Source organism: Streptomyces sp. NPDC093598, assembly GCF_044764825.1.
Classification (GTDB): Bacteria; Actinomycetota; Actinomycetes; order Streptomycetales; family Streptomycetaceae; genus Streptomyces.
Genome location: NZ_JBIWIV010000007.1, coordinates 159683 through 172071, shown reverse-complemented (window position 1 = coordinate 172071; position 12389 = coordinate 159683). Strand labels below are relative to the sequence as shown.

General features: G+C 71.4%; 14 protein-coding genes. 5 read left to right on the top strand and 9 right to left on the bottom strand.

Annotated elements, in window-relative coordinates:
• Nucleotides 1–155 precede the first annotated feature (155 nt).
• A complete protein-coding gene (def, locus tag ACIRDU_RS22365; RefSeq protein ID WP_403581985.1) occupies nucleotides 156–701 on the top strand; it encodes a peptide deformylase in 546 nt (181 codons plus the stop codon).
• 90 nt (nucleotides 702–791) lie between these two features.
• Here def and ACIRDU_RS22360 read toward each other — a convergent pair whose 3' ends face one another.
• Nucleotides 792–1436: a TetR family transcriptional regulator gene (locus ACIRDU_RS22360; RefSeq protein WP_306922675.1), complete on the bottom strand. Its 645-nt coding sequence runs from the start codon at nucleotides 1434–1436 to the stop codon at nucleotides 792–794.
• A 172-nt stretch (nucleotides 1437–1608) separates the two neighbouring features.
• Between ACIRDU_RS22360 and ACIRDU_RS22355 the strand changes: the two genes are divergently transcribed.
• Entirely contained in the window at nucleotides 1609–2835 is a 1227-nt protein-coding gene (locus ACIRDU_RS22355; protein ID WP_403581983.1) for an acyl-CoA dehydrogenase family protein, read from the top strand.
• Here ACIRDU_RS22355 and ACIRDU_RS22350 read toward each other — a convergent pair.
• From ACIRDU_RS22350 to ACIRDU_RS22340, 3 genes are read right to left on the bottom strand one after another with little or no spacing between them, the layout of a single operon-like run.
• Nucleotides 2832–3353, bottom strand: coding sequence for a cupin domain-containing protein (locus ACIRDU_RS22350; RefSeq protein ID WP_403581981.1), 522 nt, complete (start codon nucleotides 3351–3353; stop codon nucleotides 2832–2834). The genes ACIRDU_RS22355 and ACIRDU_RS22350 overlap by 4 nt on opposite strands.
• A 7-nt stretch (nucleotides 3354–3360) precedes the next feature.
• Entirely contained in the window at nucleotides 3361–4281 is a 921-nt protein-coding gene (locus tag ACIRDU_RS22345) for a cytochrome P450 (protein ID WP_403581980.1), read from the bottom strand.
• 1 nt (nucleotide 4282) lies between these two features.
• On the bottom strand, nucleotides 4283–5344 hold the full coding sequence (locus ACIRDU_RS22340; RefSeq protein WP_403581978.1) for a type III polyketide synthase: 1062 nt from the start codon (nucleotides 5342–5344) through the stop codon (nucleotides 4283–4285).
• A gap of 175 nt (nucleotides 5345–5519) precedes the next feature.
• Between ACIRDU_RS22340 and ACIRDU_RS22335 the strand changes: the two genes are divergently transcribed.
• Entirely contained in the window at nucleotides 5520–6188 is a 669-nt protein-coding gene (locus tag ACIRDU_RS22335; protein ID WP_403581976.1) for a transcriptional regulator, read from the top strand.
• 227 nt (nucleotides 6189–6415) lie between these two features.
• Here ACIRDU_RS22335 and ACIRDU_RS22330 read toward each other — a convergent pair whose 3' ends face one another.
• The 4 genes from ACIRDU_RS22330 to ACIRDU_RS22315 form a co-directional block, all read right to left on the bottom strand.
• Complete coding sequence (locus tag ACIRDU_RS22330; RefSeq protein WP_033307522.1) at nucleotides 6416–6652, bottom strand: DUF6213 family protein; 237 nt, start codon at nucleotides 6650–6652, stop codon at nucleotides 6416–6418.
• 25 nt (nucleotides 6653–6677) lie between these two features.
• Nucleotides 6678–8063, bottom strand: coding sequence for an NADP-dependent succinic semialdehyde dehydrogenase (locus ACIRDU_RS22325; RefSeq protein ID WP_403581975.1), 1386 nt, complete (start codon nucleotides 8061–8063; stop codon nucleotides 6678–6680).
• A 76-nt stretch (nucleotides 8064–8139) separates the two neighbouring features.
• Complete coding sequence (locus ACIRDU_RS22320) at nucleotides 8140–8598, bottom strand: NUDIX domain-containing protein (RefSeq protein ID WP_403581974.1); 459 nt, start codon at nucleotides 8596–8598, stop codon at nucleotides 8140–8142.
• Complete coding sequence (locus ACIRDU_RS22315) at nucleotides 8595–10133, bottom strand: ATP-dependent DNA ligase (RefSeq protein ID WP_403581973.1); 1539 nt, start codon at nucleotides 10131–10133, stop codon at nucleotides 8595–8597. The genes ACIRDU_RS22320 and ACIRDU_RS22315 overlap by 4 nt, the downstream gene beginning before the upstream one ends.
• 117 nt (nucleotides 10134–10250) lie before the next feature.
• Here ACIRDU_RS22315 and ACIRDU_RS22310 point away from each other — a divergent pair, with 117 nt between their 5' ends.
• Nucleotides 10251–10691 carry a GNAT family N-acetyltransferase gene (locus ACIRDU_RS22310; protein ID WP_403582223.1) on the top strand — a complete coding sequence of 147 codons (441 nt, stop codon included), beginning with the start codon at nucleotides 10251–10253 and terminating at the stop codon, nucleotides 10689–10691.
• Between the two features lie 52 nt (nucleotides 10692–10743).
• Here the strand turns inward: ACIRDU_RS22310 and ACIRDU_RS22305 are convergent, their stop codons facing one another.
• Nucleotides 10744–11700: an NAD(P)/FAD-dependent oxidoreductase gene (locus ACIRDU_RS22305; RefSeq protein WP_403581972.1), complete on the bottom strand. Its 957-nt coding sequence runs from the start codon at nucleotides 11698–11700 to the stop codon at nucleotides 10744–10746.
• A 77-nt stretch (nucleotides 11701–11777) separates the two neighbouring features.
• Here ACIRDU_RS22305 and ACIRDU_RS22300 point away from each other — a divergent pair, with 77 nt between their 5' ends.
• The gene (locus ACIRDU_RS22300) at nucleotides 11778–12350 is read left to right on the top strand and encodes a helix-turn-helix domain-containing protein (RefSeq protein WP_403581970.1); all 573 of its coding nucleotides are present in this window, start codon (nucleotides 11778–11780) and stop codon (nucleotides 12348–12350) included.
• Nucleotides 12351–12389 lie beyond the last annotated feature (39 nt).

Genomic DNA, 12389 nt, shown 5'->3' with positions numbered 1-12389 from the left:
TTCTCGATCCTCCTTGCGTACGCGCCGCGCCTTGAAGCCTGACGGCCACGTGGTGTGGACCTCAGCCTATCGAGATCCATTCGCACTCCCGAACCGCGGCACTGTGGCGAACTCGTGTGGGAGGCGCGGACCGACAGGACCTTACTCTTGCCGCCATGCGACACAGCTCCATCCCAGGCGCCCACGGCCGCGTGAGACCCCTCACCCTGCACGGCGACCCGCTCCTGCACGCACCCTGCGCGGAGGTCACCGACTTCGGACCCGAACTGGCCCGACTCGTCGAGGACTTGTTCGCGACCATGTACGCCGCCCAGGGCGTCGGTCTCGCCGCCAACCAGGTCGGCGTGCCGCTGCGGGTCTTCGTCTACGACTGCCCGGACGACGAGGACGTCCGCCATGTGGGCCATGTGATCAACCCCCGCCTGACCGAAAAGGACGGTGTGGTCGTCCGGGGCCCGGAGGGCTGCCTGTCCCTGCCGGGCCTGGAGGCGGGCACGGAACGCCACGACCACGCGGTGGTGGAGGGCTTCACGGTGACCGGGGACCCGATCACCGTCCACGGCACGGGCTTCTTCGCCCGCTGCCTGCAACACGAGTGCGACCACCTGGCGGGCCGCGTCTACGCGGACCACCTCAAGGGCTGGCGCCATCGCAGACTGATGCGGCAGGTGGCCCGGGCCTCTTGGCGTGGGGTGCGGTGAGGCGTCCAGGGGCGCGGGGCTGTGTTCGATGTGCGGCTCCGCCGCGTGGGCGCGACCAGCCCCCACCGGTCCGCACGCGACACACGACGGTCAGAACCCGGGACCTCCCACCCGATCCCCCGCAGCCGCAAGCCGACCCCACAACAGATCGGCAAGACTCCGCACCAACTCCGCACGGGAACACGGCCGTTCCCCCAGCCACCAGTCCCCGGCCGCATGCATCATGCCGACGATCCCGTGCCCCCAGACCCGCGCCAGCTGCTGCCCGCCCGGCCCGAGATCCAGCCGCTCCTCGATGACCTGTGCCAGCTCCTCGCCCATCCGCCGCAGCAACGGCGCACTGTGCTTGCCGACATCGAACCCCTGATCCCCCGGCTGGCTCCCCTCCGCCGGATGCATCAGGAACCGGTACACCTGGGGCCGCGCCTCGATCGCCGCGAGGTACGTGTCCAACGTCGCCTCGACCCGCTCCCGTCGGTCCGCCGGCGCGTCCAGCGCCGCCCGCAGCGAGTCCAGCAGCGCGTCCGTGTGCCGCATGGCAAGGGCCGCGTAAAGTCCGCCCTTGTCGCCGAAGTGCCGGTAGAGAATCGGCTTGGTGATACCGGCTTCCGCCGCGATCGCGTTCATCGAGGCCTGCGGGCCGTCGCGCAGCACCACTCGGTCGGCGGCCTCCAGCAGCTCACGCCGGCGGCGGTCGGCGGACCGTTGCTGATCGGTCCGCTGCGTGGTGTCCATGGTCTCTCCCCACCCGTGCTGTTTCCATGACGCCTGCGCAAACTAACACTGAAGCGTGCCCAGGACACCGAACGGGTGCCGACCGGTCGGTAGGAGTTGACTTCGACTACCCGTCGGTAACAGACTGGTGTTACCGCAAGTAACATGCATGTGTACCGCTGGAGGGGACGAGATGGCCGAGTTCACCATGGAGCTCAACGACGAACAGAAGGAGGTCCGGGACTGGCTGCACGGCTTCGCCGCCGATGTGATCCGCCCCGCGGCCGCCGAATGGGACGAGCGTGAGGAGACTCCCTGGCCGGTCATCCAGGAGGCCGCCAAGGTCGGCATCTACTCCCTGGACTTCTACGCCCAGCAGTACTTCGACTCGACGGGCCTCGGCATCCCCATGGCGATGGAGGAGCTGTTCTGGGGCGACGCGGGCATAGCCCTGTCCATCGTCGGCACCGGCCTCGCCGCCGTCGGCGTCCTCGCCAACGGCACCGAGGAGCAGATCGGCACCTGGATCCCCCAGATGTACGGCGACGCCAACGACGTCAAGGTCGCCGCGTTCTGCTCCTCCGAGCCCGACGCCGGTTCCGACGTGGCCTCCATGCGCACCCGGGCCGTGTACGACGAGGCCAAGGACGAATGGGTGCTCAACGGCACCAAGACCTGGGCGACCAACGGCGGCATCGCCAACGTCCACGTCGTCGTCGCGGTCGTCGACCCCGAGCTCGGCTCCAAGGGACACGCGTCCTTCATCGTCCCGCCGAACACGCCCGGCCTGTCCCAGGGCCAGAAGTTCAAGAAGCACGGCATCCGCGCCTCCCACACCGCCGAGGTCATCCTCGACAACGTGCGCGTCCCCGGCTCCTGCCTGCTCGGCGGCAAGGAGAAGCTGGACGAGCGGCTCTCCCGCGCGCGGGAGAAGGCCAAGCAGGGCGGTGAGCGCGTGAAGAACGCGGCGATGGCCACGTTCGAGGCCTCACGCCCGGCGGTCGGCGCCATGGCGGTCGGCACCGCCCGGGCCGCCTACGAGGTCGCCCTCGACTACGCGAAGACCCGGGAGCAGTTCGGGCGTCCGATCATCGACAACCAGGGTGTCGCCTTCCAGCTCGCGGACATGCGGACGTCCATCGACGCGGCCCGGCTGCTGGTGTGGCGCGCGTCCTGGATGGCGATCAACGGCAAGCCGTTCACGGCGGCCGAGGGTTCGATGTCCAAGCTGTTCGCGAGCGAGACGGCCAAGAAGGTCACCGCCCAGGCGATCCAGATCCTCGGCGGCAACGGCTACACCCGCGAGTACCCCGTCGAGCGGATGCACCGGGACGCCGCCATCTACACCATCTTCGAGGGCACCAGCGAGATCCAGCGGCTGGTCATCGCCCGGACCCTCGCCGGCGTGCCCATCCGCTAACGGTGCCTGAGCGGGGTCAGCTGCTCGATGTCGTACCGCGCCCGTAGCTCCTCGATCGCCGCGTGGTCCGGCGGGCCCCCGGCGCCGAGGATCTCCAGCAGTTCCTCGAAGTACCGCTCGTGATCCGGCGGCGGACTGGCCTGGAAGAAAACCTTCGCGGGCTCGTCCGCCGGGTTCGCGAACGCGTGCGGGCAACCCGGCGGTACGACGATCACCGTTCCCGGTGTCGCCCGTACCACCCGGCTGCCCGAACGTGACTCCCACTGCTGCCAGTTGTCGGGAGTACGGACACGCGGCTCGAAGGCGAGGACGTCCAGCTCGCCCTCCAGGACGTAGAACAACTCCTCGCTGCGGGTGTGCACATGGGCACCGACGTCGAAGCCCGGGGGCACGACCACCTCGAAGGTGGAGGCCGAGCGGGAGTGCGTGCCGGTCACCTTGAAGGTGACGTGCTGGGCGGGGGCCGACAGCACCCGGCCGTGCCCCGGGGGGACGAGCAGCCCTTCCGTCGCCGTCATCGCCGGGTCACCACGTCACGGGCAGGGCCTCGGGCCCGTCGGTCGGCGTGCCGTTCCTGAAGGGCACCTCCTCGGCGGGAACGGCGAGCCGCAGGCCCGGTACGCCGTCGAGGAGCGCGTCGACCAGCAGTTCCGACTCCAGCCGGGCCAGCATGCCGCCGGGGCAGCAGTGCGGCCCGAAGCCGAAGGAGACGTGCGGGTTCGGGTCGGGGTTCGCGGCCGGGCCCCTGATCTCCCCGTCCTCCAGGGTGATCCGGGACAGGCCGACCGCGTGGCGGTGGGGGAGCCCACGCAGCAGTTCCTCGACGGCCCGGGGCCGGATCTCCGGTTCGGCGCGCAGCCGTTCGGCGAGCTCGGGCCGGGTCAGCAGGACGTGGACCAGCCGGCCGCTGTCGCCGGCGGCCGCCTCGCAGCCGATCTGGAGGAGGACCGCGAGTCCGACCGCCTCGTCCAGGGTGACCTCCCCGCGGCCCACAGCGGCGCCGAGCAGGGAGACGACGTCCTCGCCGCCACCTCCCCCGCGCAGCCCGATCAGGTCGGAGAAGTAGGCGCCCAGCTCCTTCCCGGCCTTCTCGCCGGCCTCGGCGCCGTGCGAGGGGGACAGGATCCGCCGGGTCCAGGCGTGCATGCCCTGCCGGTCGGCGGCGGGGATGCCCATCAGCTCGCAGATCACCGCGGTGGGGAACGGGCTGAGCACGGCCTCGGTCAGGTCGGCGGGCGGGCCGTCCTGGAGCACCTCGTCGACCAGTTCCGTCAGCATGTGGCGGGACCGCTCGCGCACCCGCTCCACCCCGCGCACCGTGAACGCGCCGGCGACGCTGCGACGCAGCCGGGTGACCAGCCAGGCCCGGTCCTCGCCGCCGGACAGGTCGGGCGCGGGCCGGTCCCGGACCGGGGGCAGGATTGCGCTGACCGTCTCTTCGCTCATCTCACGTCGTCTCGTCCGCCCTGTGCCAGCGGCCCAGGGTCATCTCGGCGGTGATACCGGGTCCGAACCCGGCGAGCAGCCCGCGCGCCCGGTGTCCGGCGCCGCCCTCGTCGAACAGCCGGCGCAGCGCGTCCAGGACGACGACGCTGGCGATGTTGCCGTACTCGGTGAGCGTGGCCCGGCTGAACCGGAAGGCGTACGGGTCGACCCGCAGGAAGGTGCTGAGGTCGTCGAGAATGCGCGGGCCGCCCGCGTGGACGATGTAGAAGTCCAGGTCGGAGGCGTCCCAGCCGTGGTCACCGGCCAGGTCTTTCAGCACCGGCGCGAGCGGCTCCATCGTGGCCGGGACCCGCTTGTCCAGCAGGAAGTGGAAGCCGGTCGCCCGCACGTCGTACATGATCCACTCTTCGGTCTTGGGGATCAGGTACGAGCCGTTGCGCTCCAGCCGGACGCCCTCGCCGCCCCGGCCGCGGACCACGGCGGCGGCGATGCCGTCACCGAACAGACCGTTCGACAGCAGTGAGCCGACACCGATGTCGGTCGGCTGGTAGCACAGCGAGCAGAACTCGCAGGCCACGATCAGCGCGTTGGCCTCGGGGTAGGCCGTGCAGAAGTCGTGGGCCCGGTTGATCGCCGCGCCGCCGCCCGCACAGCCCAGCTGGGCTATCGGCAGCTGCCGGGTGGTCGAGCCGAAGCCCATCTCGTTGATCAGCCAGGCTGTGAGCGAGGGCATCATGAAGCCCGTGCACGACACGTAGACGATCAGGTCCACTTCGGTGGTGAGCAGCTCCGCGTCGTCCAGCGCCCGCTGGACGACCGCGGGCACCCGCGCCTTGGCCTCGGCCTCGTAGAGCTTGTTGCGGTCCTCGAACCCGGGATGCTTCAAGGTCTCCTCGATGGGCTGCACGATGTGCCGGGTGCGCACACCGGTGTTCTCGATCAGCCGGAGGGCCAGCGGCAGTCGAGGGTGGCCGGCGTGGCGCTCACGCGCCAGCTCCAGCGTCTCCTCCATCGTGATCACGTGTTCTGGAACGGACACCGAGGGTCTGCACAACGTCGCCATGAACCGTCCCCGCTCTCGCCTCCCGGAAGGCCTTCGCCCCCCGGTCAGAAGGTGGCTCACCTCAAGGGGTGGTCCACCCACGATCTCCCGCCGGTACGGCGACTTCGCGCCGGACTAGTCCGTACCGGGGACGCCGTGCCACGCTCGTGCCGATGCCTCGACGACGGAGGACGCGATGACGCACCCGGCCCGGGACCTGCTGCGGACGACCACGGCGAACCTCGCCCCGGACCCTCATGCCAACCCCCTGGTCCCTTTGATCGCCCGCGGCACGGCCCCCCGTACCACCCTCGCCGCGCTGGCCCTGGAACAGACATGGGTGATTCCCGCGGACCGCCGGGCGTTCGCATTCCTGGCAGCGCGCAGCGAAGCGACGGACCCGAAGGCCGCGGCCTTCTTCACGATGCTGGCCGAGGGTGAGGCGCTGGCGGGTGAGCGCCTGACGGCGTTCGCACGGGCGTGCGGCGTGGACGAGGCCCGGGAGGCCTCGTACGAACCCCTCCCGGGCTGCCAGGCGTACCCCGCGTACGTGGCCTGGCTGGCCCTGAACGCCTCACCGGCCGACGTGGTCCTGGCCCTGACGGCCAACTTCTCGGCCTGGGGCGGCTATTGCGCGACGATCGCCACCGCGCTGCGCGAACGGTACGGCTTCACGGACGAGGCCTGCGCCTTCTTCGACTTCTTCGCCGAGCCGTCGCCGGACCTGGACCGACTGGCGACGGCGGCGGTGCGGGAGGGGCTGGACGCCGGCCGCCTCGACGAGAAACGAGCCCACGCGTACGGCCGCCTGCTTCAGAACTACGAGGCGAGGTTCTGGTCGACGCTGGGGGAGCCGACCTCCTAGGGGGTGTCCGCAAAGTCGCGTCGTTCGCCCGGAGGGCGGGCCCCGCGGCGTTCGGTGCGTGCTCTCGGCGTGCCGGGCGGGCACCCGCGTACTGGTTGTACTCGGGTGTTCGCCCGGTGCGGCGAGAGTGCGTGCCGGGCGTCGCGGGGCAGGCGGGACTTTGCGGACACCCCCTAGGGGCGCGGGGAACTGCGCGACAAGCCACAACGCACCCCCACTCGCCGGCGTTACGTCGCAGTCCCACTGCTGTGCGCGATACAGGCCACATCAATACGATCGGCGAGCTTCGCCAGCTCAATGGCCAACTCGGCAACGGTGTCCTCGTCCAGTCCCGACTCCCCGCCCTCCACGAGCCGCACCCACCGACCCCCCACCGTCCGCAAGAGCTTGCTGACATCCGCCGCGGCCACCTGCAAGGTCCCGCGGTCGTCGACGATCAGAGGCAGAGTCACTTCGCGGTTCACAGACGGGATCGTAGCCCCGCAACACTCACGCACCGTGCCAAACAGTGGTGATGTTGCAGAACTCCCGGATTCCGTGCCCGGACAGCTCACGCCCGTACCCGGACCGCTTCACACCGCCGAACGGGAACGCCGGGTGGGACGCCGTCATGCCGTTGAAGAACACCCCGCCGGCCTCCAGATCGCGTACAAAGCGGTCGACCTCCTCCTCGTCCCGCGTCCAGACGTTCGAGCTCAGTCCGAACGGGGAGTCGTTCGCGATCAGCACGGCCTCGTCCAGGTCGGCCGCCCGGTACAGCGTCGCGACCGGCCCGAACGCCTCCTCCCGGTGGATCCGCATCTCGCGGGTGATGCCGGCGAGGATCGTCGGCGTGTAGTACCAGCCCGGCCCGTCCGGCCGTTCGCCACCGCACAGCACCTGCGCTCCACTGCGCACCGCGTCGTCCACCAGTTCCTCCAGGTCGCGCAGTCCCTGCTCGCTGGAGAGCGGCCCGACCTCGGTGTCGTCGGACAGGGGGTCGCCGACCTTCAGCGCCTTCATGCCCTCGGCGAACCGCTCGGCGAAGGCGTCGTAGACGTCCGCGTGCACGATGAACCGCTTCGCGGCGATGCAGGACTGCCCGGTGTTCTGCACCCGCGCGGTCACCGCGACCTTCGCGGCCCGGTCGAGGTCGGCGGAGGGCATGACGACGAACGGATCGCTGCCGCCCAGCTCCAGCACCGTCTTCTTGATCATCTCCCCGGCGGTGGAGGCGACCGCGCGGCCCGCCGGCTCGCTGCCGGTGAGCGTGGCCGCCTTGACCCGCTCGTCGCGCAGGATCTCGTCGACCGCGGCGGAGCCGATCAGCAGGGTCTGGAAGCAGCCCTCGGTGAAGCCCGCCCGGTGGAAGAGGTCCTCCAGGTAGAGGGTGGTCTGCGGGACGTTCGAGGCGTGCTTGAGCAGGCCCACGTTGCCCGCCATCAGCGCGGGCGCGGCGAAGCGGATCACCTGCCACAGCGGGAAGTTCCACGGCATGACCGCCAGCACCGGGCCGAGCGGCCGGTAGCGGACCCGTGCGCGCGAGGCGCCGGAGTCCTTGACGTCGGCGTCGGCGGGTTCCTCGTCGGCGAGCAGTTCCGGGGCGCGGTCGGCGTACCAGCGCATGGCCTTGGCGCACTTCGCCGCCTCGGCCCGGGCCTGCTGGATCGGTTTGCCCATCTCGGTGGTCATCACGCGGGCGATGTCCTGCTGGTCCTCTTCGAGGAGGTCGGCGGCCCGGTGCAGCAGCCGGGCGCGCTCGTCGAAGGTCGTCGTCCGGTAGGTGCGGAACGTGGCCTCCGCGAGCTGGAGCCGGCGCTCGATCTCCTCCTCGCCCATGGCCTCGTATGTCTTGAGCGTCTCGCCGTTCGCCGGGTTCACCGTTGCGATGGGCATGGCTGACCTCCCTCGGAGCGGGCTGTGTCTCGACCTTCCCGCGCGGCGGAGGGGACCGCAACGCGGGAGCGTCTCCTCAGGGCGAGTGCTCCGCCAGGCGGTCGAGAAACGCCGCCTGCGCCTTGACGATCACCGTGCGGGCCCGGTCCAGGCCGAACCACGCCACCCGGTCCAGCTCGGGGAACTCCTGGAGCTTCCCCGACCTCGGCGGCCACTCCATCCGGAAGGTGCCGGGCGCGATCGTCGCCGGGTCGAGGTCCGCCTCGACCGCCCAGGCCCTGACGATCTTGCCGTTGGTCTGCCGGACCTCGCCGAGGTCGATGGGCGCACCGTCGGGCGGGGGCAGCCCCAGTTCCTCCTGGAACTCCCGGCGGGCGGCCTCCCAAGCGGGCTCGTCCGGCTCGTACTCGCCCTTGATCACGGTCCACGCCCCGGCGTCGCGCCGGGCGAAGAACGGACCGCCCATGTGGCCGAGCAGCACTTCGAGGCCGTGGTCCGTGGGGTGGAAGAGCAGCAGGCCGGCACTGCGCCTCACGGCTTCACCTCCGGGTGCGCGGCCAGCAGCGTCTCGACCGTGTCGGCGTCCTCCGGGCGCTTGTCCTCGCGGTAGCGGATCACGCGGGCGAAGCGGAGTGTGACGCCGGCCGGGTAGCGGGTGGAGCGTTGCAGCCCGTCGTAGGCGATCTCGACGACGAGTTCCGGGCGGACGGACACGACGTATCCGTTGTCGTCGACGGCGAGCTGCTGGAGCCGTTCGGTCTGCCAGGTGAGCATCGCGTCGGTCATGCCTTTGAACGTCTTGCCGAGCATGGCGAGGCCGCCGTCGGCGGTGCGGGCGCCGAGGTGGAGGTTGGAGAGCTTGCCGGTGCGGCGGCCGTGGCCCCACTCGGCGGCCAGGACGACCAGGTCGAGGGTGTGGACGGGCTTGACCTTCAGCCAGGAGGCGCCGCGCCGCCCCGCGCTGTAGGGGGCGTCGAGCGCCTTGGCGACGACGCCCTCGTGGCCGCGCTTCAGGGTCTCGGCGAGGAACTCCTCCGCCGTGGGCGTGTCGTCGGGGCCGGACACCAGCGTGCGCCGCACCCGCATCGGCTCGGGCACCAGGCGGGACAGCTCGGCGTGCCGCTCGGCGAAGGGCAGATCGAGCAGGTCGTGGCCGTCGACGGACAGCGCGTCGAAGAAGACGGGGGAGACCGGCACCGCGCGGGCGGCCGTCGCCACGTCCGTGCGGGAGCCGACGCGGCCGGCGGTCTCCTGGAACGAGCGGGGGCGCCCACCCTCGTCGAAGGAGATCACCTCGCCGTCCAGGATGAACCGCTCGCCCCGCAACTCCAGTGCCGCGGCCGTCACTTCGGGCAGGCGGTCGGTGATGTCGTCGAGGGTGCGGGTGTAGAGCCGTACGGTGTCGCCGTCGCGGTGCACCTGGACGCGGATGCCGTCCAGCTTCTCCTCCACCGCGCAGGCGCCGAGCTTGTCCACGGCCTCGGCGACCGAGGAGGCGCTGTGCGCCAGCATCGGCAGCACCGGGCGGCCGACGGTGAGGCGGAAGCGGTCGAGGGAGGCGGGGCCGTCCGCGAGCAGCGCCTCGGCCACGGCCTGGAGGGAGCCCGCGAGCATCACGGCCCGCCGTACGTCGGCGGAGGGCGCCCCGGTCGCCTGGGCGAGGCCCTCGACGGCCACCGCGTCCAGTGCGCCCTGCCGGACCTCGCCGGTGAGCAGCCCGAGCAGGAACCGCTGCTCGTCCTCGGTGGCCGCGCCCATCAACTCCCCCACCAGGCGGGTCCGTTCCGCCTGGGAGCCGGGGCCGGACACCTTGGCGAGCTCCGCCAGCCGGGCGTCCACCTCCCGCACGGTCAGGCCCGGCTCGGCCGCCGGGTCGACCGGGCGGCTCAGCACCTTCCACCCGACGCCGATCCGGCCCTGCGGCAGCCGTCCGGCCAGGTACGGGATGACGATCGGCACGTCCTCGGCCTCGGCGTCCCGGAAGAGCTCCGCGAGCAGAGCCGTCTTACGGGACCGCGCCGAGGTGGCGGCGACCTCCTGGGACACTCGGGCCAGCCGGTGCAGCAGCATGCAGCCATGGTGCACCGGAGGAGCCGCCTCTACACCCGGACTGTCGGCGACCACGGCGCTTCGGTGGCGCGGCACGATGATGTTGACATGCGCAGCACACTCGGATCTTCTACTGCGATGTCCGATCTTCGCATCCTGCAGCCCGACGACGACGGCGCGCTCAGGGACTGGCAGTACGTCCACAACACGATCATTCCCACGCACCTCCTGTCGATGGACGACGTGCGCGACCGCGCAGAGCGCCATCACCTGGAAGTCGCGTACCTCGGAGACGTACTCGTGGGCTGCAGCACCGTGCGTCCCCCGGCGGACGCCACCTCCACGGCAACGGTGATCGCACGCGTGCTTGCTCCTCACCGAGGGCAGGGATTCGGCGAGGAGCTGTATGCGCGCGGGGTCGGCCGGGCACGGAAGTGGGGCGCCGAGGTGATCGAAACGGTGGTCCTGTCCTCCAATGAGGACGGGCTGCGGTTCGCTCTCACACACGGGTTCGTCGAGACCGAGCGGTACCTGCTTCCGGGAGAGACGGTTCCCTGGATCGATCTGCGCCTCTCCTGACCCCGGTCGCAATCGTCACTCCGGCACGGCGGGTGCCGGAGTGCCTACGGCGTCAAGGTGAGCTCTGATTCCGGACGGCCGCGTCGAGGTCGGACATCAGCAGGTCCCCGACGATCGCGGACGCCGCCCGGTATCCGCCGCTCGCCGCGTGCACGACCTGCTCGGCGAAGCCGATCGCGTTGCCCGCGGCCCACACGCCCGGCACGCTCGTCAGACCGGTCGCGTCGACCACCGGATACGCGCCGAACGGCGTCTCGCGCAGCTCGGCGCCGAGCCGCTCCAGCAGGCCGGTCTGCGGAACGGCCCGCGGGGCGACGAACAGCACCGAGCGGGCGTGCGTCGTACCTCCCCCGGAGGGCCCCCCGGCGAGCCGGACGCCGGTGAGCCGGTCGTCCTCGACCACCAGCTCCGCGACCTCCCCCGGCACCACGTCCACCCCGGCCGCGGCGAGCCGGCGCAGATCCTCGTCGGACAGTTCCTCCTCGGCGACCGTGTGCAGGAAGAACCGCACGTCCTTCGACCACTGGGACACCATCAGCGCCTGGTGCACACTCGCCGGACTCGTCGCCAGCACCCCGAACGGCTGGTCGCGCACCTCCCAGCCGTGGCAGAACGGGCAGTGCAGCACGTCCCGGCCGAACCGCTCGGCGATCCCGGCGACCTCGGGCAGCTCGTCCCTCAGCCCGGTGGCGACGACCAGGCGCCGGGCCCGCACGCTCCGGCCACCGGCCAGCGCCACGGTGAAGTCCTCGCCCCTCTCGACCTCCACCACCCGGTCCCGCACCAGCTCCACGCCGTAGCGCGCGATCTCCTCCCGGCCGACGGCCAGGAACTCGGCGGGCGGCATGCCGTCCCGGGACAGATAGCCCTGCATGTGCGCGGCGGGCGCGTTGCGCGGCTCGCCCGCGTCGACCACCAGCGTGCGCTGCCGGGCCCGCCCCAGCACCAGCGCGGCGGACAGACCCGCCGCGCCCCCGCCGACGACGACCACTGCGTATGTGTCGGTCATGTGACCACCTCCGCTGCCGAGCGTCGCCCCGGCACTGCGGGATTGACAAACCACTTTGCCGAACCTGCAATACGACCATGACGACGGACGAGGTACTCGCGGGCGTGGGCCCCCGGCTGCGGCAGATGCGGAAGGACCGGGAGGTGACCCTGGCGGCGCTCTCCGAGACCACCGGCATCTCCGTCAGCACCCTTTCGCGGCTGGAGTCGGGCCTGCGTAAACCCAGTCTGGAACTGCTGCTGCCGATCGCGCGCGCTCATCAGGTGGCGCTGGACGAGCTGGTCGGCGCCCCGCCGGCCGGTGATCCGCGCGTGCGCTCGAAGCCGATCGTGATGGGCGGCCGCACCCACTGGCCGCTCACCCGCCAGCCCGGCGGCCTCCAGGCCTACAAGGTCCTGGAACCCCGGCGCCGACAGGAGCCGGACCCACGGACGCACGAGGGCTACGAGTGGCTGTACGTGCTGTCCGGGAGGCTGCGTCTGGTACTCGGCGAGCACGACGTGGTGCTCACGGCGGGGGAGGCCGCCGAGTTCGACACCCGGGTGTCGCACTGGTTCGGGTCGACGGGGGAGGGGCCCGTGGAGTTCCTCAGTCTGTTCGGGCCGCAGGGTGAGCGGATGCATGTGCGGGCGCGGCCGAAGGGCGCCTGACGTACGGGAGGCCTCCGCGCGGGAGATTGCCCGAAGACT

Excerpts from the sequence above, each read along its gene's own strand:
- def (WP_403581985.1), top strand. The coding sequence starts at position 156 with ATGCGACACAGCTCCATCCCAGGCGCCCACGGCCGCGTGAGACCCCTC.
- ACIRDU_RS22340 (WP_403581978.1), bottom strand. The coding sequence starts at position 5,344 with ATGGCGACGTTGTGCAGACCCTCGGTGTCCGTTCCAGAACACGTGATC.
- ACIRDU_RS22325 (WP_403581975.1), bottom strand. The coding sequence starts at position 8,063 with ATGCCCATCGCAACGGTGAACCCGGCGAACGGCGAGACGCTCAAGACA.
- ACIRDU_RS22315 (WP_403581973.1), bottom strand. The coding sequence starts at position 10,133 with ATGCTGCTGCACCGGCTGGCCCGAGTGTCCCAGGAGGTCGCCGCCACC.
- ACIRDU_RS22355 (WP_403581983.1), top strand. The coding sequence starts at position 1,609 with ATGGCCGAGTTCACCATGGAGCTCAACGACGAACAGAAGGAGGTCCGG.
- ACIRDU_RS22305 (WP_403581972.1), bottom strand. The coding sequence starts at position 11,700 with ATGACCGACACATACGCAGTGGTCGTCGTCGGCGGGGGCGCGGCGGGT.
- ACIRDU_RS22360 (WP_306922675.1), bottom strand. The coding sequence starts at position 1,436 with ATGGACACCACGCAGCGGACCGATCAGCAACGGTCCGCCGACCGCCGC.
- ACIRDU_RS22345 (WP_403581980.1), bottom strand. The coding sequence starts at position 4,281 with ATGAGCGAAGAGACGGTCAGCGCAATCCTGCCCCCGGTCCGGGACCGG.
- ACIRDU_RS22335 (WP_403581976.1), top strand. The coding sequence starts at position 5,520 with ATGACGCACCCGGCCCGGGACCTGCTGCGGACGACCACGGCGAACCTC.
- ACIRDU_RS22310 (WP_403582223.1), top strand. The coding sequence starts at position 10,251 with ATGTCCGATCTTCGCATCCTGCAGCCCGACGACGACGGCGCGCTCAGG.
- ACIRDU_RS22350 (WP_403581981.1), bottom strand. The coding sequence starts at position 3,353 with ATGACGGCGACGGAAGGGCTGCTCGTCCCCCCGGGGCACGGCCGGGTG.
- ACIRDU_RS22300 (WP_403581970.1), top strand. The coding sequence starts at position 11,778 with ATGACGACGGACGAGGTACTCGCGGGCGTGGGCCCCCGGCTGCGGCAG.